The organism is Gottfriedia sp. NPDC057948, from assembly GCF_042887255.1.
Lineage (GTDB): Bacteria > Bacillota > Bacilli > Bacillales > Bacillaceae_G > Gottfriedia.
In genome coordinates this window covers 624,432-646,415 of record NZ_JBHVPN010000001.1, presented here as the reverse complement: position 1 = coordinate 646,415, position 21,984 = coordinate 624,432, and the positions used below count along the sequence as shown (strand labels likewise).

At 34.6% G+C, this 21,984-nt stretch carries 22 protein-coding genes; all 22 read right to left on the bottom strand.

The genetic code is table 11. The features are described from left to right. Positions 1–55: 55 nt before the first annotated feature. The 22 genes from sucD to sdaAA all read right to left on the bottom strand — a co-directional run bounded on the left by sucD (position 56) and on the right by sdaAA (position 21,975). Positions 56–970, bottom strand: coding sequence for a succinate--CoA ligase subunit alpha (sucD, locus tag ACFVRR_RS03015; protein WP_097975492.1), 915 nt, complete (start codon positions 968–970; stop codon positions 56–58). Between the two features lie 16 nt (positions 971–986). Then, the gene (gene sucC / locus ACFVRR_RS03010) at positions 987–2,147 is read right to left on the bottom strand and encodes an ADP-forming succinate--CoA ligase subunit beta (protein ID WP_387324494.1); all 1,161 of its coding nucleotides are present in this window, start codon (positions 2,145–2,147) and stop codon (positions 987–989) included. Between the two features lie 373 nt (positions 2,148–2,520). After that, positions 2,521–3,285: a ribonuclease HII gene (locus ACFVRR_RS03005; RefSeq protein WP_387324492.1), complete on the bottom strand. Its 765-nt coding sequence runs from the start codon at positions 3,283–3,285 to the stop codon at positions 2,521–2,523. A gap of 72 nt (positions 3,286–3,357) precedes the next feature. Further along, positions 3,358–4,257, bottom strand: a complete 900-nt coding sequence (gene ylqF, locus ACFVRR_RS03000) for a ribosome biogenesis GTPase YlqF (RefSeq protein WP_097975497.1) — start codon at positions 4,255–4,257, stop codon at positions 3,358–3,360. A gap of 45 nt (positions 4,258–4,302) precedes the next feature. After that, complete coding sequence (gene lepB / locus ACFVRR_RS02995) at positions 4,303–4,857, bottom strand: signal peptidase I (RefSeq protein WP_025569027.1); 555 nt, start codon at positions 4,855–4,857, stop codon at positions 4,303–4,305. 154 nt (positions 4,858–5,011) lie between these two features. Beyond that, positions 5,012–5,356 (bottom strand): 50S ribosomal protein L19, encoded by a 345-nt coding sequence (rplS, locus tag ACFVRR_RS02990; protein ID WP_025569026.1) that lies wholly within the window; start codon positions 5,354–5,356, stop codon positions 5,012–5,014. Between the two features lie 130 nt (positions 5,357–5,486). Continuing rightward, complete coding sequence (trmD, locus tag ACFVRR_RS02985) at positions 5,487–6,233, bottom strand: tRNA (guanosine(37)-N1)-methyltransferase TrmD (RefSeq protein ID WP_387324953.1); 747 nt, start codon at positions 6,231–6,233, stop codon at positions 5,487–5,489. After that, a complete protein-coding gene (rimM, locus tag ACFVRR_RS02980; protein ID WP_387324489.1) occupies positions 6,233–6,748 on the bottom strand; it encodes a ribosome maturation factor RimM in 516 nt (171 codons plus the stop codon). The genes trmD and rimM overlap by 1 nt, the downstream gene beginning before the upstream one ends. Before the next feature lie 269 nt (positions 6,749–7,017). After that, on the bottom strand, positions 7,018–7,245 hold the full coding sequence (locus ACFVRR_RS02975) for a KH domain-containing protein (RefSeq protein ID WP_248266375.1): 228 nt from the start codon (positions 7,243–7,245) through the stop codon (positions 7,018–7,020). A gap of 14 nt (positions 7,246–7,259) precedes the next feature. Continuing rightward, positions 7,260–7,532, bottom strand: a complete 273-nt coding sequence (gene rpsP / locus ACFVRR_RS02970; RefSeq protein WP_025569022.1) for a 30S ribosomal protein S16 — start codon at positions 7,530–7,532, stop codon at positions 7,260–7,262. Between the two features lie 135 nt (positions 7,533–7,667). Further along, positions 7,668–9,011 carry a signal recognition particle protein gene (gene ffh, locus ACFVRR_RS02965; RefSeq protein WP_387324484.1) on the bottom strand — a complete coding sequence of 448 codons (1,344 nt, stop codon included), beginning with the start codon at positions 9,009–9,011 and terminating at the stop codon, positions 7,668–7,670. Between the two features lie 16 nt (positions 9,012–9,027). Continuing rightward, complete coding sequence (locus ACFVRR_RS02960) at positions 9,028–9,360, bottom strand: putative DNA-binding protein (RefSeq protein ID WP_097976157.1); 333 nt, start codon at positions 9,358–9,360, stop codon at positions 9,028–9,030. A gap of 342 nt (positions 9,361–9,702) precedes the next feature. After that, complete coding sequence (ftsY, locus tag ACFVRR_RS02955; protein ID WP_097975500.1) at positions 9,703–10,695, bottom strand: signal recognition particle-docking protein FtsY; 993 nt, start codon at positions 10,693–10,695, stop codon at positions 9,703–9,705. Between the two features lie 14 nt (positions 10,696–10,709). Beyond that, positions 10,710–14,282: a chromosome segregation protein SMC gene (gene smc / locus ACFVRR_RS02950; RefSeq protein WP_387324481.1), complete on the bottom strand. Its 3,573-nt coding sequence runs from the start codon at positions 14,280–14,282 to the stop codon at positions 10,710–10,712. Between the two features lie 242 nt (positions 14,283–14,524). Continuing rightward, positions 14,525–15,268 (bottom strand): ribonuclease III, encoded by a 744-nt coding sequence (rnc, locus tag ACFVRR_RS02945; protein WP_387324479.1) that lies wholly within the window; start codon positions 15,266–15,268, stop codon positions 14,525–14,527. Between the two features lie 98 nt (positions 15,269–15,366). Further along, positions 15,367–15,600, bottom strand: a complete 234-nt coding sequence (gene acpP, locus ACFVRR_RS02940) for an acyl carrier protein (protein ID WP_088012963.1) — start codon at positions 15,598–15,600, stop codon at positions 15,367–15,369. A gap of 66 nt (positions 15,601–15,666) precedes the next feature. Continuing rightward, positions 15,667–16,410, bottom strand: a complete 744-nt coding sequence (gene fabG, locus ACFVRR_RS02935) for a 3-oxoacyl-[acyl-carrier-protein] reductase (RefSeq protein ID WP_387324476.1) — start codon at positions 16,408–16,410, stop codon at positions 15,667–15,669. Continuing rightward, entirely contained in the window at positions 16,404–17,354 is a 951-nt protein-coding gene (gene fabD, locus ACFVRR_RS02930) for an ACP S-malonyltransferase (protein WP_387324474.1), read from the bottom strand. The genes fabG and fabD overlap by 7 nt, the downstream gene beginning before the upstream one ends. Before the next feature lie 13 nt (positions 17,355–17,367). Further along, complete coding sequence (plsX, locus tag ACFVRR_RS02925; protein ID WP_387324471.1) at positions 17,368–18,363, bottom strand: phosphate acyltransferase PlsX; 996 nt, start codon at positions 18,361–18,363, stop codon at positions 17,368–17,370. A gap of 12 nt (positions 18,364–18,375) precedes the next feature. Then, complete coding sequence (fapR, locus tag ACFVRR_RS02920) at positions 18,376–18,942, bottom strand: transcription factor FapR (RefSeq protein WP_097975511.1); 567 nt, start codon at positions 18,940–18,942, stop codon at positions 18,376–18,378. Between the two features lie 103 nt (positions 18,943–19,045). Next, complete coding sequence (gene recG / locus ACFVRR_RS02915; RefSeq protein ID WP_387324468.1) at positions 19,046–21,094, bottom strand: ATP-dependent DNA helicase RecG; 2,049 nt, start codon at positions 21,092–21,094, stop codon at positions 19,046–19,048. Beyond that, on the bottom strand, positions 21,094–21,975 hold the full coding sequence (gene sdaAA, locus ACFVRR_RS02910) for an L-serine ammonia-lyase, iron-sulfur-dependent, subunit alpha (RefSeq protein WP_025568942.1): 882 nt from the start codon (positions 21,973–21,975) through the stop codon (positions 21,094–21,096). Before sdaAA ends, recG begins: the two co-directional genes overlap by 1 nt. Positions 21,976–21,984 lie beyond the last annotated feature (9 nt).

The following is a 21,984-nucleotide window of genomic DNA, read 5'->3' as shown; positions in this document are numbered from 1 at the left end:
TCTCCTTTCTTATAAGAAAGTAGCCTCCTAGCGGAGGCTACTTATTTTATCATTCTTAAACTAAAGCTTCATGTGTCTTACATTGTTCATATAAGCCACGCTCTTTTAATGCACCAATTAAAGTTTCGCCCATTACTGCTGGAGTAAGTGCAACTTTAATGCCACAGCTTTCCATTGTAGCCATTTTCTCTTTAGCAGTACCTTTACCGCCTGCGATGATTGCACCAGCATGTCCCATACGTTTACCTTCTGGAGCTGTTTGACCGCCAATGAAACCTACTACTGGTTTCGCCATATTAGCTTGTACCCACTCAGCAGCTTCTTCTTCTGCAGTTCCACCGATTTCACCAATCATAATAACTGCATAAGTTTCAGGATCTTCATTGAATGCTTTTAATACATCGATGAAGTTTGTTCCATTTACAGGGTCTCCACCAATACCTACAGCTGTAGATTGACCAATACCAGCTTGAGTTAATTGATGTACAGCCTCATAAGTTAATGTACCAGAACGTGATACGATTCCAACATGACCTTTTTTATGAATGTAACCAGGCATGATACCAATTTTACACTCATCTGGAGTGATTACACCAGGGCAGTTAGGACCAACTAATCTAGTCTTTTTGCCTTCCATGTACTTTTTAACTTTTACCATATCAAGTACTGGAATACCTTCTGTAATACAAATCGCGATATCTAATTCTGCATCAACTGCTTCCATGATTGCATCAGCAGCAAATGCTGGTGGTACATAGATTACAGATGCATTAGCACCAGTAGTTTCAACTGCATCTTTAACTGTATTGAATACAGGTACGCCAGCAATGTCAGTTCCACCTTTACCAGGAGTTACACCACCAACGATTTTAGTACCATACTCTAGCATTTGAGTTGTATGGAATAAGCCTTGTGAACCAGTAATACCTTGTACAATGACTTTTGTATCTTTATTAATGAAAACGCTCATTTTTATCCTCCCTTTCTTAGCCTACAAGTGCAACGATTTTTTCAGCGCCATCAGCCATTGAATCTGCTGCAACAATGTTTAAGCCTGACTCATTAAGAATCTTCTTACCTAATTCAACATTCGTTCCTTCTAAACGAACTACTAATGGTAAGTGTAAACCAACTTGTTTAGTTGCTTCGATTACACCTTCAGCAATAACATCACACTTCATGATGCCACCGAAGATATTAACGAAAATCCCTTTAACATTTTGGTCAGAAAGGATGATTTTAAACGCTTCTGTAACTTTCTCAGCTGTAGCACCGCCCCCTACATCAAGGAAGTTAGCCGGATCTCCACCGTAGTGTTTAATGATATCCATTGTAGCCATTGCTAGACCAGCACCATTAACCATACATCCGATATTTCCGTATAAAGAAATATAGTTTAAGTCATACTTAGAAGCTTCGATTTCTTTTGGATCTTCTTCTTCTAAATCACGGTAAGCTAAAATGTCTGCATGACGATATAAAGCATTTGAGTCAAAGTTTAACTTTGCATCTAATGCCATTACTTCTCCATCACCTGTAACTACTAATGGGTTAATTTCAGCGATTGAGCAATCTTTTTCGATAAACGCAGAATATAAGCCCATCATGAACTTTACAGCTTTGTTTACTAAGTTGCTTGGAATGTTGATATTGAACGCAATACGACGAGCTTGGAAGCCTTGTAGACCTACTGCTGGATCAATATACTCTTTAAAGATTTTTTCAGGTGTTTTTTCAGCTACTTCTTCAATTTCAGTTCCACCTTCTTCAGAAGCCATTAATACAACTTGTGAAGATCCGCGGTCTAAAACTAAACCAACATAATATTCTTTTTTAATATCGCAGCCTTCTTCGATAAGTAAGCGCTTAACTTCCTTACCTTCTGGTCCAGTTTGATGAGTAACTAATACTTTACCTAGAATTTCACTAGCATATGTATTTACTTCATCTAAATTTTTCGCTACTTTTACGCCTCCCGCTTTACCGCGGCCACCAGCGTGAATTTGAGCTTTTACTACGCATACAGCTGTACCTAATTCTTTCGCTGCTTCTACTGCTTCTTCAACTGTAAATGCAACTTTACCATTTGGTACTTTTACGCCATAGCTTCGTAGGATTTCTTTCCCTTGATACTCATGGATATTCATGATCCATCCTCCCCTTTTAGAACAAGACAAATTAAAACACATTCCTATTGTATCTCTTACAGAATATACTGTAAATACTTTAGTAGAAAAGAATTTAATATTCTATGTTTTTATATAGAAAACCCTTTCATATACAATAGTTAATGTAGTTTATCATATTACAATATTATTTTTCCAATAATATATCCTTGTCTTTTTAAAAATAGATTAACGACAGTTAATATCATTTTTGATTTTAGGTTTACATCATTTCGATTCATTTATCTATTTTATACAAACTTAAAATGTTATGTAATTTTAAACGTCGTTAATCTACTCTATTTTAGACCACTTCAGTAAATTGATGTAATCTAATTATCAATTATTTTTACAATCAAACTTTTTCTTTGATTGGTGCAAAGGATCTTCTATGTTCATTAATAATTCCATGCTCGTCGATCGCTTTTAAATGTTCCTTTGTTCCATATCCCATATGCTTTTCAAATCCATAATTTGGATGCTTTAAACTAAGTTCGCACATTAAAGAATCTCTGGTTTCTTTTGCAAGTACAGATGCAGCTGCTATACTGATACTTGTTGCATCGCCTTTAATGATTGATGTTTGAGAAATATCTAGCGGAAGTTTCATTGCATCAATTAATAAATGTTCAGGTGAATGAGTCAGTTGTTCGATCGCACGTCTCATCGCTAATTTAGTCGCTTCATAAATATTGATTTCATCTATTTCTGTTGAACTGGCCATACCAACCCCATAAGAAATTGCTTCTTCCTTAATCCGCTCAACGAAATACTGTCGTTTTTCTTTAGATAATTTTTTGGAATCATCTAATCCAATTAGCTCAGTATTTTCCGCTAAAATTACTGCCGCTGCTACAACAGGACCAGCTAATGGACCTCGACCAACTTCATCTACTCCTGCAATTAACTTTATATTTTGGCTATAAAGATTTTGTTCATATTCCATCATTTTAAGGAATTTCTCCCTAGCTAAATCTCTTTTTTCTTGTTCTTTATACCATTTAGCTACTAGCTTTTGCACACCAATTCTTTGATCACTTTCAAATTCTTTTAAGAGTTCATTTGTTGGGTCAGTTAATTCACTTAGTATATTTTTTATTTCATCTATTTTCAGAGACATACTTTAGAACTCCTTTTATACATACGTTTAAGTTTTGACATTAAAATTTCATTAAAAAAGAAGAAAGTACGCTTATTCTTGCGCACTTTCTTCTAATATTTCATCAGTTACCTCAAGCATTGATGGATTTTCGAAAGTTAATCTTCCTAATTTCCCAGCTCTTAGCTCACGTAAAAATAAATCAGATGTTTTATCATAATCTATAATTCCGCCTGACATAAGTAATCCACGTTTCTTACCAATATGATCAAAAATATCAACGACTTCTTCAGAAAATAAAACTTCCTCATTCATGTCATATCTTTCTTTTAATACATTTGGATAAAACTCTCTTAAATATTTAATCGCATAAATCATTACTTCTTGTAGGTTAATGATACTATCTTTTATTGCTCCTGTAGTTGCTAAACGAAGACCTACAAGTTGATCTTCAAATTTAGGCCACAATATACCCGGTGTATCAAGTAGTTCAATTTCTTTCCCTACTTTTATCCATTGCTGTGCTTGCGTTACGCCAGGACGGTCACCAGTTTTAGCAATATTTTTTCGTGCGAGCTTATTGATTAAAGTCGATTTTCCAACATTCGGGATTCCAACAATTAACGCTCGAATTGCGCGAGGTTTGATCCCCTTTGACCTCATTTTATCAAATTTCTCTTTTACAAGTATTTCACAGGAAGAAATAATCGCTTTTAACCCTTGTCCAGATGCTGCATCAATAGCAATTGCCATTACGCCTTGTTTTTCATAATGCGCTAACCATTGCTGAGTAATTCTTGGATCTGCTAAATCTGCTTTATTTAATAAAAGCAATCTTGGTTTATTTGAAATTATTTCATCGATCATTGGATTTCTAGAAGCAGCAGGTACCCTTGCATCCGCTAATTCAATTACAACATCAATTAATGATAGTTTTTCAGTAACTTGTCTTCTAGCTTTTGCCATATGGCCAGGAAACCATTGTATCGTCATGTTGCCACCTTCTTATACATTGAATAATCAAGATTAATTTGGCTTTTATTTCGCCATTTCAACCTCAGATAACGGCCAAAAAACAAAACTTGCTCGGCCTAAAATTTCTTTTTGACTAACTGTTCCGATAATACGACTATCTTTACTTAATCGACGATTATCACCTAAAACGAATACTTGTCCTTTAGGTACAGTTTTTCTACCAGTAATCTCTTCTAACTTAAAGTCTTCAGTTAGAGGACCATCTGTCGTTTCTTTTTTATATTCGTTCAAATATGGTTCTTTATACGGTTTACCGTTAACATATAGGACATCATTTTTATATTCTACCGTGTCACCAGGTAATCCAATAACTCGTTTAATATAATCTTTTTCCTTTGTAGCATGGAAGACTACAATATCAAAACGTCTAGGTTCATGTAGTTTGTATACGATCTTATTTACAATCATTCTACTTTGATCCTGTAGTGTTGGCATCATTGAGATCCCATCAACTAAAACCGGTGTAAAAAGGAATGTTCGAATACCAAGTGCAAGTACAAGCGCAATAAAAATTGTTTTAACTAATTCCCAAATTCCACCACTATTGCTTTCTTTCAACCTAATCCCTCCATTTTATAACCATACGTTTTGCAGTTTTAACCAGTTAAGTTAATAACTTTATTTATGTATTCTATTTTACTTTTTATTATATCCATAATCTACAAATATTGGAAAAAAAGGAGCTTGTTTAATACAAGCTCCTTTCAAAAGACTATCGAAGTTCTTTAATTCTTGCTTTTTTACCAGTAAGTGCACGTAGGTAGTAAAGTTTAGCACGACGTACTTTACCGCGACGAACAACGTCTAATTTAGCAATTTTTGGAGTGTGAATTGGGAACGTACGTTCAACACCAACTCCGTAAGAAATTTTACGAACTGTGAAAGTTTCGCTAATTCCGCCACCACGACGTTTAATAACTACACCTTCGAATAATTGGATACGCTCACGAGTACCCTCAACAACTTTAACGTGAACTCGTACAGTATCACCAGGACGGAATGCTGGTAAGTCAGTTCTTAGTTGTTCTTTTGTAATTTCGTTGATTAAATTTTGCATAATGTATGCTCTCCTTTTCCAACCGATGCTCTTACAAGATTTAGTGACTCGCAGCGGAACACCGAGAATAAAGGCTTAAGTATTTACTCAAGCCACAAGTTATATTAACATATTCTATTAGTGGACGCAACTAGTTTTCTTGTTTTAATTCTTCTTTTACTTGATCCATCCATTTTGACTCTTTTTCAGAAAGAGAGTAGTTTTCGAGTAAATCTGGACGGCGTGTTATCGTACGTTTAAAAGATTGTTTTGTACGCCATTCTTCGATTTTCGCATGATTTCCTGATAATAAAACGTCTGGTACTTTATGCCCTCTAAATTCGGCAGGTCTCGTGTAATGAGGATGCTCTAACAATCCTGTACTAAATGAATCTTCAATTTTTGAAGTAGTATTACCAAGTACCCCAGGTAATAAACGAACAACGCTATCAGCAATGACCATAGCGCCAAGTTCTCCACCTGTTAATACATAATCTCCAATTGAGATTTCATCTGTCACTACATGTTCTCGAATTCGTTCATCATATCCTTCATAATGTCCACAAATTAAGATTAAGTGTTCCTCTTTTGCAAGCTCTTCAGCTTTACGTTGATTAAATCGCTCTCCTTGAGGGCATAGAAGGACTACTCTCGGCTTATTTTCACTTTTTGATACTAATTCATCAACAGCATCAAAAATCGGCTGTGGAGCTAGTACCATACCAGCGCCACCACCATATGGATAGTCATCAACATTTGAATGTTTATTCGTAGAGAAATCTCTAAAATTTACACAGCGAAACTTAACAGCCTCTTTTTCTTGTGCTTTTTTTAAAATAGAAGAATTTAAAACTCCTTCAAACATTTCTGGAAAAAGGGTTAAAAAGTCTAATTTCATCATAATAGACCTTCCATTAATTCGATTTTAACTTTTTTATTGGCAACATCTATTTCTTTTACAATTTGCTCGATATAAGGAATAAGGGCATCTTTTTGACCTTTTCTTTGAATAACCCAAACATCATTTGCACCTGGAGATAATATTTCTTTTATTTTTCCGATTTCTTCTCCATCAATTGTCTCAACAACACAACCAATGATTTCATGGTAATAGTACTCATTTTTATCTAGTTCGTGTAATTGATCTTCAGTAATCTTTAAAATCCCATTTTTAAGTGGTTCTACAGAGTTTAAAGACTCATACCCTTCAAATGTAAGTAAATCAAAATTTTTATGTACACGGTGACTTGTTACGATTAATTCAATTGGTGTCGATTCGTTTTCTTTAAAGAAATATAGTGTATTGCCTTTTACATAACGTTTTTCTGGAAAATCAGTTCTTGAAATAACACGAACCTCTCCTCGAACTCCATGTGTATTTACAATTTTTCCGACATTTAAATATTTTTCCATTCTTTTACCTCTATATTAAAATTTCTATGTTTATTATTAGTTTGACCATTTAGATTGTATATATGTCTACTAAGAGACTTCAATGGTTAAACAGGTTGCCTAATACCAAGTATAGCATATCTTAAAGTCACTAAAGCATCAAAAGCTACCTATTGCCCAAAGGACTTACATCTATTCAATAGGGACTATCACACCTCTTTTTCGGGCTATCCCGTAAATCTCTGTAATGTTGAAAACGGCCCTTAGCTATAGCCAAGGACCGTTTTGCATTACTGAATATCTAAGTGAATACGTTTTGCGTTTTCATTACTTGCTGCATATACAACCGTACGAATCGCTTTTGCAATTTTACCATGTTTGCCAATCACTCTACCAGCATCTTCAGGATTTACCTGTAAATGAAAGAATAGATTGTTCTCATCTTCTTTAACTTGAAGTGAAATATCCTCTGGATGATCTACAAGACTTGAAACAATTGCATTTATGAGTGTATTCATCTTTTTTTCCATAATTACTTGCCGTTGCGAGCGTTGTGGAATTTCTCTAAGATACCAGCTTTAGAGAATAAGTTACGAACTGTATCAGATGGTTTAGCACCTGTTCCTAACCATTTTAATGCTGCTTCTTCGTTAATTTTGATTTCAGCTGGTTGAGCAACTGGATTGTAAGTTCCAATTTCCTCGATGAAACGTCCATCACGAGGAGAACGAGCGTCTGCTACTACTACACGGTAAAAAGGAGATTTTTTAGCTCCCATACGTTTTAAACGAATTTTAACTGCCATTTTTAAAGCACCTCCGAAAATATTTACAACGATTTATATATTATCAAAAACCAATACTGTTTGTAAAGTAAAATTTCTTAACAGCATAATTTTTTATTAAATGATGTTTAAATGTTGGAAAATTATACAAATAGGTTAGAATAAGCCCGGAAATTTAAAACCTTTCTTCTTCCCTTTTTGCATGCCACCCATCATTTTCATCATTTTTTTCATTTCTTCAAACTGTTTTAATAAACGGTTTATTTCTTGTACAGGGCGACCAGAACCTCTAGCTATACGCTTTCTGCGACTTGAGTTAATAATATCTGGTGTAAGCTTTTCCTGCTTTGTCATCGATTGAATAATTGCCTCTACATGAGCGATTTGTTTATCGTCAATTTGCAGATCATTCAATCCTTTAATTTTGTTTGCACCTGGCATCATTTTTAAAATATCACCAAGTGGTCCCATTTTTTTAACTTGAGAAAGTTGGTCTAAGAAATCATCTAAAGTAAAAGATGCATTTCTTAATTTTTGTTCCATTTCTTTTGCTTTTTCTTGGTCTACGTTTTCTTGTGCTTTTTCAATTAAAGTAAGCACATCACCCATTCCTAGAATACGTGATGCCATTCGTTCTGGATGGAACGGCTCAATTGCATCTAGTTTTTCACCAAGTCCAACAAATTTAATTGGAGTATTTGTAACAGCACGAATTGATAATGCTGCACCACCACGAGTATCGCCATCAAGCTTCGTCAATACGACTCCAGTTAAACCTAATTGATCATTAAAGCTTTGTGCCACATTGACTGCATCTTGTCCAGTCATTGCATCAACAACTAGGAAGATTTCTTCAGGTTTTGAAAGTTCTTTAATTTGTGCAAGTTCTTCCATTAACCCTTCGTCAATATGTAAACGACCAGCAGTATCAATTAGGACATAGTCATGATGTTCATCCTTAGCGTGTTGAATCGCTTGTTTCGCAATTTCAACCGGACTTACTTGATCTCCTAATGCAAATACTGGCAAATCTAATTGTTTACCTAATGTTTGAAGCTGTTTAATAGCGGCAGGACGGTAAATATCTGCTGCAACTAAAAGAGGCTTACGATTGTACTTTTTTCGAAGTAAATTTGCTAATTTACCAGTCGTTGTTGTTTTACCAGCACCTTGTAAACCAACCATCATAATAACAGTCGGCGGGCGATTAGAAACAGCAATTTTACTTTGTTCTCCACCCATTAATGCCGTTAGTTCTTCTTGAACTACCTTTACAACATGTTGCCCCGGCGTTAAGCTTTGTAATACTTCTTGTCCTACAGCTCGTTCAGAAACACGTTTCACAAAATCTTTAACAACTTTAAAATTAACATCCGCCTCTAGTAAAGCAAGACGAACTTCTCTCATCATTTCTTTGACATCAGATTCAGATACTTTACCTTTGCCTCGAACCTTTTGTAATGTCTTTTGAAGTCGGTCGGCTAATCCTTCAAATGCCATAAAACCGTCCTCCTTATTATTCTAATTTCTCTAACTCATCGATTACTCGAAGAAACTCGTCATCTACAACTTTACCTGTTTTAGTATAAGTTTTCAAATGATTTAAAAGTTCATTTCGTTGTTGAAATTTTTTTAGAAGTAATAATTTCTCTTCATATTCTTCTAACATAGCTTCAGTACGTTTTATATTATCATAAACCGCCTGTCGACTTATGTTAAACTCTTCCGCAATCTCACCTAAAGAATAGTCATCCAAATAATATAATGACATATAGTTTTGTTGTTTAGGAGTTAAAAGAGAATGATAAAAATCATATAGATAATTGATTCTCATCGTCTTATCTAACATTGTATGATTTGCCAAAACTATCACTCCTTTGTTAAGTGAATTGCCTTTACATATGTTAGTTTACCTAATACACAAATATCTGTCAAGTTTTTTACTTGACGATTAATTAAAATCAAAACAAACAACAAAATTAAATTGAACTTTTATCCTAATAGTCTTAACTATAGCAAAGTCGAAACTCATGTTATTTGTTAATTAAATTTCCACTGTGGAGTGCAAGCTTTTTAAGGACCCTCCATGCGTTCATTCCATGGTCTTACTAATCTCGCTATTGCACAATTTAAAAAAAGTGGATATGTCTTTCAATATAAAACATATCCACGTCATTTCTTCATTTTTAAATTATGCTTCTTTATTCATTAAATCCCCAAATAGGCCATATACAAATTGTTCTGCTTGGAATGGTTGTAGGTCGTCCATTTGTTCTCCAAGGCCGACGAATTTAACAGGTACTTTTAGTTCGTTTCGGATCGCTAAAACAATACCACCTTTCGCCGTTCCATCTAGTTTCGTTAAGACGATACCAGAAACATTTGTAGCTTCGGAGAATGTTTTTGCTTGAACAAGACCATTTTGGCCAGTTGTAGCATCAATTACTAGTAATACTTCGTGTGGTGCACCAGGTACTTCTCTAGCAATGACATTACGTACTTTTTCAAGTTCTTTCATTAAGTTTACTTTATTTTGTAGGCGGCCAGCTGTGTCACAAAGTAAAACATCTACTTTACGAGCTTTTGCAGCTTGAACTGCATCATACATTACTGCAGCAGGATCTGATCCTTCACCTTGTTTAATTGTCTCTACACCAACACGATTTCCCCAAACTTCTAATTGTTCAATAGCTCCAGCCCTAAATGTGTCACCAGCAGCAAGTAGTACTTTTTTGCCTTCAGTTTTTAGTTTATGAGCGATTTTACCAATTGAAGTTGTTTTTCCTACTCCGTTAACTCCAACAAATAAAACAACTGTTAAACCATCAGGATTTAAATTTAACTCAAATGAATCATCAGTTAAATCAGCACCTTTATACAATTCAACTAATTTTTCAGAAATTACCTCTTGTACACCTTTTGGATCTTGAATATTTTTTCGTTTAACTTCAAATTTCAAGTCCTCTACTAATTCCATTACTGTGTTAACACCAACATCAGCCATAATTAGAATTTCTTCAAGTTCCTCAAAAAAATCTTCATCTACTTTACGATATCTAGCAAATAAATCGTTTAACCCTTCTGTTAGATTATTTCTAGATTTCTCTAATCCAGTTTTAAACTTTTGAGTAACTGACTCCGTTTGCTTCGAGATTGTTTCTTTTAATTTCTTAAAAAAGCTCATAATTTCAATCCTTTCTAATTACCATTCGATAATAATGCTTCACCTTCATCCAAACGAACTGATACTAGCGTAGAAACGCCATATTCTTGCATTGTAACACCGTATAATACATCACATTCTTCCATCGTACCTTTACGGTGTGTAATAACTATAAATTGGGTTTGTTCACTAAAATATTTTAAGAATTTTGCAAATCGAGCTACATTGGCCTCATCTAGTGCAGCTTCAACCTCATCAAGTACACAGAAAGGTACTGGACGTACTTGTAAAATTGCAAAAAGTAGTGCGATTGCCGTAAGCGCTCGTTCGCCTCCTGATAATAAACCTAAGTTTTGAAGCTTTTTACCTGGTGGCTGAGCAACAATATCAACACCTGTTAACAATAAATTTTCCGCATCCGTTAGGACTAAATCAGCTCTTCCTCCACCAAACAACTGAGTAAAGACGACTTGAAATTTTTCACGAATTGCACTAAAACTTGTTTCGAACCGTTTTGTCATTTCTTCATCCATCTCACCAATTACATTGTAAAGTGTGATTTTCGCTTCATTTAAATCAGTTCTTTGTTCTTGAAGAAAATCATGACGTTCAGATACACGTTCATACTCATCGATTGCACCAATATTAACAGTTCCTAATTCCTCAATTGAACGCTTTAATAGTTTAACTCGTTTCCTTGCATCATCAACTGTCATTTCTAGTGTATATTTCATTTTTGCCGCTTCATAAGTAGTCATATACTTTACATTTAGTTGTTCAAGACGATTTTCAAGCTCTACATCAAGTCGATTACTATTTACTTCTTGCTGTTTTAGTAAATCAGAAAGTGACTTATATTGACGTTGCTTTTCACGTAATGATTGAACATAATCTTCTAGCTCTGTTTGGAAAGCAATTCGTTGCTCTCGACGTTTCGAAATAATTTCCGTCGTCTTTGAAAATTCAATTCGAGTATCCGAAATTATTTTCTCGAGCTCTTCCTTACCATTTTCATTCGTCATAAGTTCACTTGATAAGAAAATTATTTTTTCCTTCGTTTCTTCAAGAATTTGCTTTTGTTTTATAGAATTTTCTTCAAACTGGCGAATTCTTTCGTTACTATAACTTAACTTTTGCTCTTCTTGTGCTAGGGAAATTTTCAGACTGGTTAACTTCGATTGTAATTCATCTTTAATTTCCTTTTGATTTAGTTTACGTTCAGTCAATTCATTGATTTTCTGTTCTTTTGAAATAATCTCATTTTTCACATTAGCATCTAACGATGATAATTCCTCTAGACGGTCTTTAACATTTAATAAATCACTTGCTGAACTTCCCATTTCTAAATCATAGATTGCTAAAGCATCGTTTATATTTTTTTCTTCAAATTCGATACTTTTTAGTTGCTCCATAATTGAAACAATTATTTGTTTAACCTTTTGAATATCATCATTTAACGTTTGAGCTTTAGTAGAACTTTCTAGGTTTGTCGCTTTAAGGATTTGAACCTCACTCTCAAGCGAGTTCGTTTTTTCTTGCATATCCTTTAGCTTCACGGTGATTTCTTCTAATTCTCGCTGTCTTCCTATAAGTGAAGAATTAGTTGTTCTAACGGCCCCACCAGTCATCGCTCCACCAGGATTAACTACATCACCTTCAAGCGTGACAAAGCGATAGCGATGTCCAACGAGTTTAGCCAGTTCATTAGCACCTTTTAAATCTTGTGCGATTAAAACAGATCCAAGTAAGTTTTGAATCACTTGCTCATACTCGCTTGAATAACTAACAAGTGATGATGCAACCCCAATAAAGGAAGGATTTCTTTTTAATCCTTCAATAACATTAGCTGGTACAAAACGGGCTTTAACAATATTCATTGGTAAAAATGTGGCACGGCCTAGTCGTTGTTGCTTTAAAAATTGAATTGCTCTTCTAGCATGTTCGTCATTTTCAACAACAATTTGTTGTGTAGCTGCACCTAGTGCAATTTCAATCGCAATTTCGTATTGTTTGTTTGTTGTAATTAGTTCAGCAATCGCACCTTTAATACCTTCTAATCTTGTGCCCCTTGCTTTCAAAATTTCTTTAACACCTTGATTAAAACCAGCAAAATCTTCTTGAAGTTCTTCAAGTGTTTCTTTTCTTGATTTTGTTTGTTGAATAAACTGATAAGCTTTATTTAGTAATTCTTCTTTTTCCTTTAGAATTGTTGAAGTTTCATCATGCTGCTTATTCAGGGCTTCAAACTTTTCATTTAACTCTTTATATGTTAAATCATATTGTTCTTTCTCATTTAGCAATTCAGTTTTTTTATTCTGTAATTGCTCTCTTTGACGAATGTATTTTTCATTTTCTAAATCTAATCGACTCGATTTTACTGAATATTGTTGGCTTTGCTTTTCAAGCATTGTTTTTTCATTTTTAATCGATGCTTGATTATTTAAAAGCTCAATATAGTCAGATTTTATTAATTCGATTTGTTCTTCAATATCACCCTCATAAGATGTAATCTCATTTTGGATCTGGGCAATATTTGTTTTCGTTTTGTTTACATTTTGACGAGAAAGTTTTTCTTGTTCTTTTTCTGCTTCGATTAATTTAGTCGTCTCGTTTATTTGTACCGTAACTTCGTCAACTTGTTTTCTTAATTGTTCAGATTGAGTTGAAGTATTTCTTTTTCGCTCCTTCATTAGCTCTTTCTGACCTTCATATTTTTCCAAGTTCTTCGTAACGGATAATAAAACTTGCTGCAATTGATCAATTGATTCGTCTAATGCATTTAATTTCTCTTGTATTTCGTGTTGTTTTGATTCTTCAGTCGAAATCTCAGTCGATAACGCAATCTCTAAATCAGAGTTTTGGGCAATTTCTAGTTTAAGCTCCTCCCATTTCTTGTGAAGCGATTCAATTTCGTATACTAAGAGAGCTGCCTCAACCTTTTCTAGCTCATCTCTATGTTCTATGTATTCCTTTGCAATTGAAGCTTGCATTCTTAATGGTTCGATTTGGGAACTTAATTCAAATAAAATATCATCAACTCGATTTAAGTTTTCTTGCGTTTCGAATAATTTTGCTTCAGCCTTTTTCTTTCGGTTTTTATACTTTAATACCCCAGCTGCTTCTTCAAAAATTCCTCTTCGTTCTTCTGGCTTACTACTTAATATTTCTTCAACCTTTCCTTGAGAAATAATAGAGAATGCTTCTCTTCCAAGTCCAGAATCCATAAATAAATCTACAATATCTTTTAATCGACAAGATTGTTTATTAATATAAAAATCACTATCTCCAGAACGGTAAACCCGTCTTGTTACACTTACTTCACTATACTCTAGTGGTAATTGTTGATCTTCATTATCTAGAGTCAGCGTCACTTCTGCATAATTTAAAGGCTTTCTTCCATCACTACCAGCAAAAATGATATCCTCCATCTTCGCTCCTCGTAATGATTTGACTGACTGTTCGCCTAGTACCCATCTAATGGCATCTGTAATATTACTTTTACCACTTCCATTTGGCCCTACAACTGCTGTAACACCTTTTACAAAATCTATCGTAACTCGCTGAGCGAATGATTTAAATCCAATTATATCTAGTCGTTTGAGGAACAACTGAATTCCCCCTTTTTGATTTAATTATATACACAAAAACTCCCCCATAAAAGGGGGAGCAGACTGCCCGCCAAACGCTCGTTTTCTTCGTTACTTCACCTGTCTAACGGTGCTCTTAACCGTCTAGGGGAACTTAAGCTCCTCACCAGGCTTCAACCCTCGAATGTCAAGCGCTTGCAATCAGTCTAAAAATCAAGTTTGATCGTTTAATTGACAAGTTTCTACTAGATTTTATAGTTAATCTATTTACTTGACTCTTTTAATTTTAATAATGCTTCTTTAGCTGCTTGTTGTTCTGCTTCTTTTTTAGATCTACCACTACCGATTCCTAATGTTTCACCATTTAATAATACTTTTGAAACAAATTCTCGGTTATGAGCTGGTCCTTTTTCTTGCAGTATTTTATATTCAATTGAACCTGTGGAATCTCTTTGTACAAACTCTTGTAATTGACTTTTAAAATCCATCACATGCGAAAAAGCACCATCGTTTATTTTTGGGAATATATGAAGAGATAAGAAGTTAATTACTGTTTGTAATCCTTGGTCCAAATATAATGATCCAATGAATGCTTCAAAAACATCAGCAAGTAGTGCTGGACGTGTTCGACCACCTGTCAATTCTTCTCCGCGACCAAGTAATATATATCGACCAAAATCTAATTCATTCGCAAATTTCACAAGTGATGGTTCACAAACGATTGCGGCACGTAATTTTGTTAACTCGCCTTCACTCATAGTAATATATTTTTGAAATAAATATTGTGAAACGGTAAGCTCTAAAACAGCATCCCCTAAATATTCTAATCTCTCATTATCTTCATATGGTTTTTTACGATGCTCATTCACATAGGATGAATGTGTAAACGCTTGAATTAGCAAGCTCTCATTATTAAACATAATATTTATTTGTTTTTGGAATTTTACAAAGTTTTCTTTTTCAACATCAGAAAGTTTATATTCTCTTACTCTTCTTGAATGCGGCATATTTACCTCCAACTAAAAAGCAGTTTGATGATATGCTGCTAAACCTACTAGTCAAGAAAATGATGAGAAGTCCCGTATAAAATACGGGACTTTTCTCATTACATGTTGCTCTCTATGTAGTTCACAACATCACCAACTGTGACGATTTTTTCAGCATCTTCGTCAGAAATTTCTAATTCAAACTCATCTTCTAATTGCATTACTAATTCAACTACGTCTAATGAGTCTGCATCTAAATCTTCTTTGAAACGGCTAGTAACTTGGATCTCAGATTCTTCTACACCTAAACGGTCAACAATAATCTTTGATACGCGCTCTAATACATCTTGCATTATTATTCACCTCCCCCCAAAGTTGTCTACTTATGCATTATACATAAAAATGTGGCAAACGCCAAACTAATTCATTACAAGTCCACCATCAACATTGATTGTTTGTCCAGTAATGTATCTACTTGCATCCATTGCTAAGAATACTACTGCATTTGCAATATCTTCTGGCTGACCAAAAGATTGCAATGGAATATTCGATAACATTTGTGTTCTGATTTGCTCATTTAATTCATTTGTCATATCAGTTTCAATAAAACCAGGAGCAATTGCATTAACTGTAATATTTCTAGAAGCTAATTCCTTTGCTGCTGTTTTTGTTAAACCTAATACGCCAGCTTTTGCAGCTACATAGTTCATTTGCCCTGGATTACCAATTTGTCCAACAACTGAACTAATATTAATGATACGGCCATTACGTTGACGAGTCATAAACTTCGCTGCTGCTTTGATACAATTGAATACACCTTTTAAGTTTGTATCAATTACATCATCCCAATCAGCATCTTTCATACGCAATAAAAGACCATCTCTTGTAATACCTGCGTTGTTTACTAGTATATCAATACTACCAAATTCATCAACAGTATTTTTTACTAATGCAGCAACTTCTTCACCATTTGATACATTTGCTTTATATGCAATCGCTTTAACTCCTAGTGCTGTAATTTCTTCTACAACTTTAAGAGCAGCTGATTCATTCCCAGAATAATTAACAACTACATTCGCACCATTTTTTGCTAAAGTTAATGCGATTGCTCGTCCGATTCCACGAGATCCACCTGTAACTAATGCAACTTTACCATTTAGCATGATTTTATTTCCTCCCATTCATTTAAAAATTGGTTTAATGTTTCAACATCGTAAACATTCACTAATTTTGATGATGGAGAGATTGCTTTTACTAATCCAGTTAAAACTTTTCCAGGACCAATTTCAACGAATGTATCAACACCAAGATCAACTAATTCTTGAATAGATTGATTCCATTTTACCGGAGAATATAATTGATTAACTAATAATTCCTTAATTTCATTTGCATCAGTCACTACTTTAGCAGTAACATTTGAAATTAAAGGCGTTACACAATCATTTACATTTATTTTACCAAGCTCATTTTGGAATTCTTCGCTTGCAGGTTTCATTAAAGATGAGTGGAATGGACCACTTACTTTTAAAGGTAATACACGTTTAGCTCCAGCTTCTTTTAGTAAACCAGAAGCAATTTGTACGCCTTCTGCATCTCCAGTAATAACTACTTGTGTAGGAGAATTATAATTTGCAATTCCTACAGAATGGCCATTTTTATTCACTTCAGAAATAACTTCTTCAATTTTTTCTGGAGCTAGAAATAATACAGCTGCCATAGCACCTTGTCCTACTGGTACAGCTTGCTCCATTAATTGACCACGTTTATGTACTAATCTAACACCGTCTTCAAATGAAATGCTATTTGCAGCTACAAGCGCTGTAAACTCACCTAAGCTATGACCAGCGACAAAGTCTGGTTTAATTCCAGCTGATTTAATCTTCTCAAGCATAGCAATTGAAGTTGTTAAGATTGCTGGCTGTGCATGATATGTTGCTGTTAACTCTTCATCAGTTCCATTGAAAATAATGTCAGAAAGACTAAAACCAATTTGTTCGTTAGCAGTTTCAAAAATAGACCCACATTCATTATAGCTCTCAGCTACTTCTTTACCCATTCCAACTTTTTGTGATCCTTGTCCAGGAAAAATAAACGCCACTTTACCCATTGGAGTGACCCCCTTATGCATTTGATTCGATTTTCTCCATGTGATCACTTACTAGTTTTACAACATTATGTTCAACCATCGTTTGCGTTTGCTTAATTGCACTAAATATCCCCATAGCATCAGAACTTCCATGAGCCTTAATAACAGGTGATTTTAAGCCAAATAAAGCTGCTCCACCATACTCAGAGTAATCCATTTTCTTTTTTACACCTTTTAAGTTTGGCTTTAATACAGCTGCTGCAAGCTTTGATGTGAAATTAGTAAGCATCGCATCTTTAATTAATGAAAACATTGCAAGTGCAGTACCTTCAATCGCTTTTAAAGCTACATTTCCAGTATACCCGTCTGTAACTACTACATCTGCTACTGAGTTCATTAAGTCTCTAGCTTCAACATTTCCTATAAAATTCAAATTACTTTCTTTTAGTAATTGGAAAGTTTGTTTAGCAAGTTCATTACCTTTTTTATCTTCCGTACCGACATTTAGTAATCCTACAGTCGGATTATGTATCCCTCTTACTTTTTGGGCATATACAGATCCCATTATCGCATATTGAAGTAAATGATTTGCTTTTGCATCAACATTAGCTCCAACATCGAGGAAAACGAAGCCTTTTCCATCTAAAGTAGGCATTGTAGGTGAAAGTGCAGGTCGTTCTACACCTTCCATTCGGCCAACAACTAATAGTCCAGCTGTCATTAATGCGCCAGTATTTCCAGCAGAAATACATGCATCAGCATTACCTTCTTTTACTTGGTTTGCCATTAAGACCATAGAAGCATTCTTCTTTCTTCTAACTGCTCTAACTGGCTCTTCCGTTCCTTCAATTACTTCATCTGTATGGATAATCGTTATATTTTTATCATTCGTTAAGAATGGTTTAATTTTTGATTCATCACCTATTAAAGTAATCTGTATATCATTCAATTTTTCAACTGCAAGCATCGCACCTTCGACGATGGCTTTTGGGGCATGATCTCCACCCATTGCATCGATAGCTAATTTCATCTTGTTCACTTCCTATTCTTCAATACTTCGGTGGTACATTTCGAATAAGCCATGGAATACATGTTCTTTTTCAACATAGCCATTGATATCAACTGTAGTACGCCTCGGATCTCCTTTTTGCGGTAAAACCTTTGCCTTCGCAATTACTCGGTCATTTGTTTTTACTGGTTTAATAAAAACAAAATTGGATTTAGCTGTAAGAGCTAAATCATCATGAATAACTGCAACTGCTAAAGAATTAGCCTGGGCAAATAAGTGATGACCTCGGGCAATTCCATTTCTACTAAAAGTATGCTCTTCCTTAACGTCAAATATAGAAATGGCACTTTCGTTTAAATGAATATCAATAACTTCACCGATTATTTCATCTACTGGTAGTGATTTTACATCTTCTAATTGCTGAGTGGCAACATTTTTGATGCGCTCCCTTAACTCAGGAATTGATAATTCAAGACGATCAAGACGAATAGTTTGTATGCTCACAGATAATTGATTAGCTAAATCTTCATCTGTAATAAACGGATTTTCTTTTATAATTTTTTTTAACAATTCATGACGATCTTTTTTATTTCTTCTCATATTACATACCTCAACTACTAATTTGTGACCAGGTATTAAATACAGTTTATATTAAAAATACACGTATTACAATAGTTTTTTGACAAACTTTTAATACCTAGTACTAATCTAATTTTTCTGAATTAAATATTCCCGTTCGGTCTAAGTACATTCTTAATTCCTGATATTCATTAGCTTTCCAAAATACATCTGAATTAACAAGTAATGTTGCATCATTTCGCGCAACTTCTAATGCACGATAGTCATGTACCATATCAGCCATTTTAAATTCGGGCACACCACTTTGTTGTTTTCCAAAGAAATCTCCTGGTCCTCTAAGTTCTAAATCCTTTTCACTTAACTCAAAACCATCGTTTGTTTCTGTCATGATTGTTAGCCTTTCTTTTCCTACTTCACTTTTTGGATCGCCAACTAAAATACAATACGATTGTTCGGAACCTCGTCCAACTCGTCCTCTTAGCTGATGTAATTGTGAAAGTCCAAAGCGATCTGCATCATAAATAACCATCACAGTTGCATTCGGTACATTTACACCTACTTCTACAACTGTCGTTGAAACTAATATTTGAACATCATTAGCTGCAAATGCCTTCATCACTTCATCTTTCTCTGTTGATGAGAGCTTTCCATGCATCAATCCAACATTCGCCATATTTTGATAATGAAAAGTTAGAACACTATGTAAATCTAATGCATTCTGAAGGTCTAATTTCTCTGACTCCTCAATAAGTGGACAAATTAGATATGCTTGTCGTCCATTTTTGATTTCTTTACTGATAAAATCTAAAACACGATCAAACATTTCTTGTTTTACCCAATACGTTTCTATTTTTTTACGACCAGCTGGATATTCATCAATGATTGATACATCCATTTCACCAAAAGCTGTTATTGCTAAAGTTCTTGGGATTGGAGTTGCTGTCATAAATAAAACATCTGGGAAATAGCCTTTTTCTCTTAAAACTCTTCGTTGACCAACACCAAATCGATGTTGTTCATCCGTTATTACAATGCCTAATTTATTAAATTGAACCTCATCTTGAATTAAAGCATGGGTACCGACTAAAATATGTACCTCACCGTTTTTAAGTCGTTCTAGGATTTCACGACGCTTTTTACCTTTTACAGAACTTGTAAGCAGTTCAACATTCACTTCAGTATGTTGTAACATTTTTGCTAATGATTCAAAATGTTGCTCAGCTAAAATTTCTGTAGGCACCATTAATGCACCTTGATAACCATTAAGTGTACATGCATACAATGCAATAGTAGCGACAACGGTTTTTCCCGACCCAACGTCACCTTGTAATAAGCGATTCATTCGATAAGGACTTTCTAAATCTGTGAAAATTTCTTGTACAACTCTATTTTGAGCCGATGTCAGAGGAAATGGTAAGGATTGGATTAGTTGTTGAATTTTTTCATTGTTTAAAGTTTTTGGGATACCTTTTGATTGATTACGCTGAATTTTTCGAAGTGCTTGCATTTTTAGTTGAAAAAGAAAAAACTCTTCATAAACAAAGCTTCTTCTAGCTTGTTTTAAACTATTCGCATCGATTGGGTGGTGAAGTAATCTCATTGTTTCTGAACGATTTAAAAGTTTATATTTTTGAATTAGTTCGTATGGCACTAAGTCATTTATTAAATGTCCATATTTTTTAAAAGACTGCTCAACAAACTTACGCATTGTTTTTACAGACATTTTCCCCTTAATTGAATAGACAGGCTCAATTTCGTGACTATTTGTACGAGAACCAAATACAAGGTCTGATAAGGAAATGGTTTGTTTATGTTGATCCCATTTACCAGAAACAGTTACATGCTCATTTAAATTTATCTTTGTTTTAAAATACGGTCGATTAAAACAAATAACAGTAATTAAGTATCGATCAACTAAAAGTCGAAATGTTAGTCGTGATTTATTTTTGCCAAAATATTGAAGAAGAGGAGCGCTATGAACAATCCCCTCGACAGTCACGCGCTCTTCATGCTTCACTTCTGATAAATCCTTATTTCGAAAATCCTCATATCGATACGGTAAATATTCGATTAAGTCATTTATAGTAAAAATACCCATATCATTTAATTGTGTTTCAGTTTCCTCGCCGACACCACTTAATACAGATACTTTTTGTTCAAGTTCAATACTCACTATTTTTTTAGCGAAACACCAAATATTTTTGCTTCCAATTCACGTCCTGTTGGCGTTGCCGCTAGTCCTCCTTCTGCAGTTTCTCTTAGCGCAGATGGCATTGTTTGTCCAATTCGATACATAGCATCAATTACTTCGTCACATGGAATTCGACTTGTAATACCTGCTAATGCCATATCTGCTGCTACCATTGCGTTTGCAGCACCCATTGCATTTCGCTTAACGCATGGTACTTCTACTAAACCTGCAACCGGGTCACATACTAAACCAAGCATATTTTTTAATGTAATAGCAAATGCTTCAGCACTTTGACTTGGAGTACCACCAGCCATTTCAACGATCGCAGCTGCTGCCATACCACTTGCAGAGCCTACTTCCGCTTGACAGCCACCTGCAGCACCTGAAATTGACGCATTATTAGCTACAACAAAACCGAAAGCACCTGATGCAAATAGGAATTCAATCATTTGCATTCGAGTAGGATTTAATTTCTCTTTTACAGCAAAAAGAGTTCCAGGAACTACCCCAGCAGAACCAGCTGTAGGAGTTGCACAAATCGTACCCATTGCAGCATTTACTTCATTTGTAGCAACCGCTTTACTAACAGCATCTAAAAGTAGGTGACCTGAAAGAAAATTACCTTTTGCGATGTAATTTTGTAGTAATACAGCGTCTCCTCCAGTTAAACCTGTTGGCGAGTGAACACCTGCAAGACCTCTTTCAACTGCCTTTTCCATAACAACAAGATTTTGCTCCATTTTACCGATAATCTCTTCACGACTTCTTCCTGTAAACAACATCTCTTGTTGAATCATTATTTCTGATATTTTAACATTTTTTGATTCAGCTAATTCAACTAATTCAGCAACATTTTTAAACATTTGAGTTCC

What these genes read in the sequence shown, in the direction of transcription:
- rnc (WP_387324479.1), bottom strand. Translation starts at nt 15,268, where the DNA reads ATGCCGCATTCAAGAAGAGTAAGAGAATATAAACTTTCTGATGTTGAA.
- acpP (WP_088012963.1), bottom strand. Translation starts at nt 15,600, where the DNA reads ATGCAAGATGTATTAGAGCGCGTATCAAAGATTATTGTTGACCGTTTA.
- fabD (WP_387324474.1), bottom strand. Translation starts at nt 17,354, where the DNA reads ATGGGTAAAGTGGCGTTTATTTTTCCTGGACAAGGATCACAAAAAGTT.
- fapR (WP_097975511.1), bottom strand. Translation starts at nt 18,942, where the DNA reads ATGAGAAGAAATAAAAAAGATCGTCATGAATTGTTAAAAAAAATTATA.
- ACFVRR_RS02975 (WP_248266375.1), bottom strand. Translation starts at nt 7,245, where the DNA reads ATGAATACACTCATAAATGCAATTGTTTCAAGTCTTGTAGATCATCCA.
- ACFVRR_RS02960 (WP_097976157.1), bottom strand. Translation starts at nt 9,360, where the DNA reads ATGTTAGATAAGACGATGAGAATCAATTATCTATATGATTTTTATCAT.
- sdaAA (WP_025568942.1), bottom strand. Translation starts at nt 21,975, where the DNA reads ATGTTTAAAAATGTTGCTGAATTAGTTGAATTAGCTGAATCAAAAAAT.
- trmD (WP_387324953.1), bottom strand. Translation starts at nt 6,233, where the DNA reads ATGAAATTAGACTTTTTAACCCTTTTTCCAGAAATGTTTGAAGGAGTT.
- sucD (WP_097975492.1), bottom strand. Translation starts at nt 970, where the DNA reads ATGAGCGTTTTCATTAATAAAGATACAAAAGTCATTGTACAAGGTATT.
- ylqF (WP_097975497.1), bottom strand. Translation starts at nt 4,257, where the DNA reads ATGACGATACAATGGTTTCCTGGCCATATGGCAAAAGCTAGAAGACAA.
- sucC (WP_387324494.1), bottom strand. Translation starts at nt 2,147, where the DNA reads ATGAATATCCATGAGTATCAAGGGAAAGAAATCCTACGAAGCTATGGC.
- ACFVRR_RS03005 (WP_387324492.1), bottom strand. Translation starts at nt 3,285, where the DNA reads ATGTCTCTGAAAATAGATGAAATAAAAAATATACTAAGTGAATTAACT.
- ffh (WP_387324484.1), bottom strand. Translation starts at nt 9,011, where the DNA reads ATGGCATTTGAAGGATTAGCCGACCGACTTCAAAAGACATTACAAAAG.
- rplS (WP_025569026.1), bottom strand. Translation starts at nt 5,356, where the DNA reads ATGCAAAATTTAATCAACGAAATTACAAAAGAACAACTAAGAACTGAC.
- ftsY (WP_097975500.1), bottom strand. Translation starts at nt 10,695, where the DNA reads ATGAGCTTTTTTAAGAAATTAAAAGAAACAATCTCGAAGCAAACGGAG.
- rimM (WP_387324489.1), bottom strand. Translation starts at nt 6,748, where the DNA reads ATGGAAAAATATTTAAATGTCGGAAAAATTGTAAATACACATGGAGTT.
- rpsP (WP_025569022.1), bottom strand. Translation starts at nt 7,532, where the DNA reads ATGGCAGTTAAAATTCGTTTAAAACGTATGGGAGCTAAAAAATCTCCT.
- plsX (WP_387324471.1), bottom strand. Translation starts at nt 18,363, where the DNA reads ATGAAATTAGCTATCGATGCAATGGGTGGAGATCATGCCCCAAAAGCC.
- fabG (WP_387324476.1), bottom strand. Translation starts at nt 16,410, where the DNA reads ATGCTAAATGGTAAAGTTGCATTAGTTACAGGTGGATCTCGTGGAATC.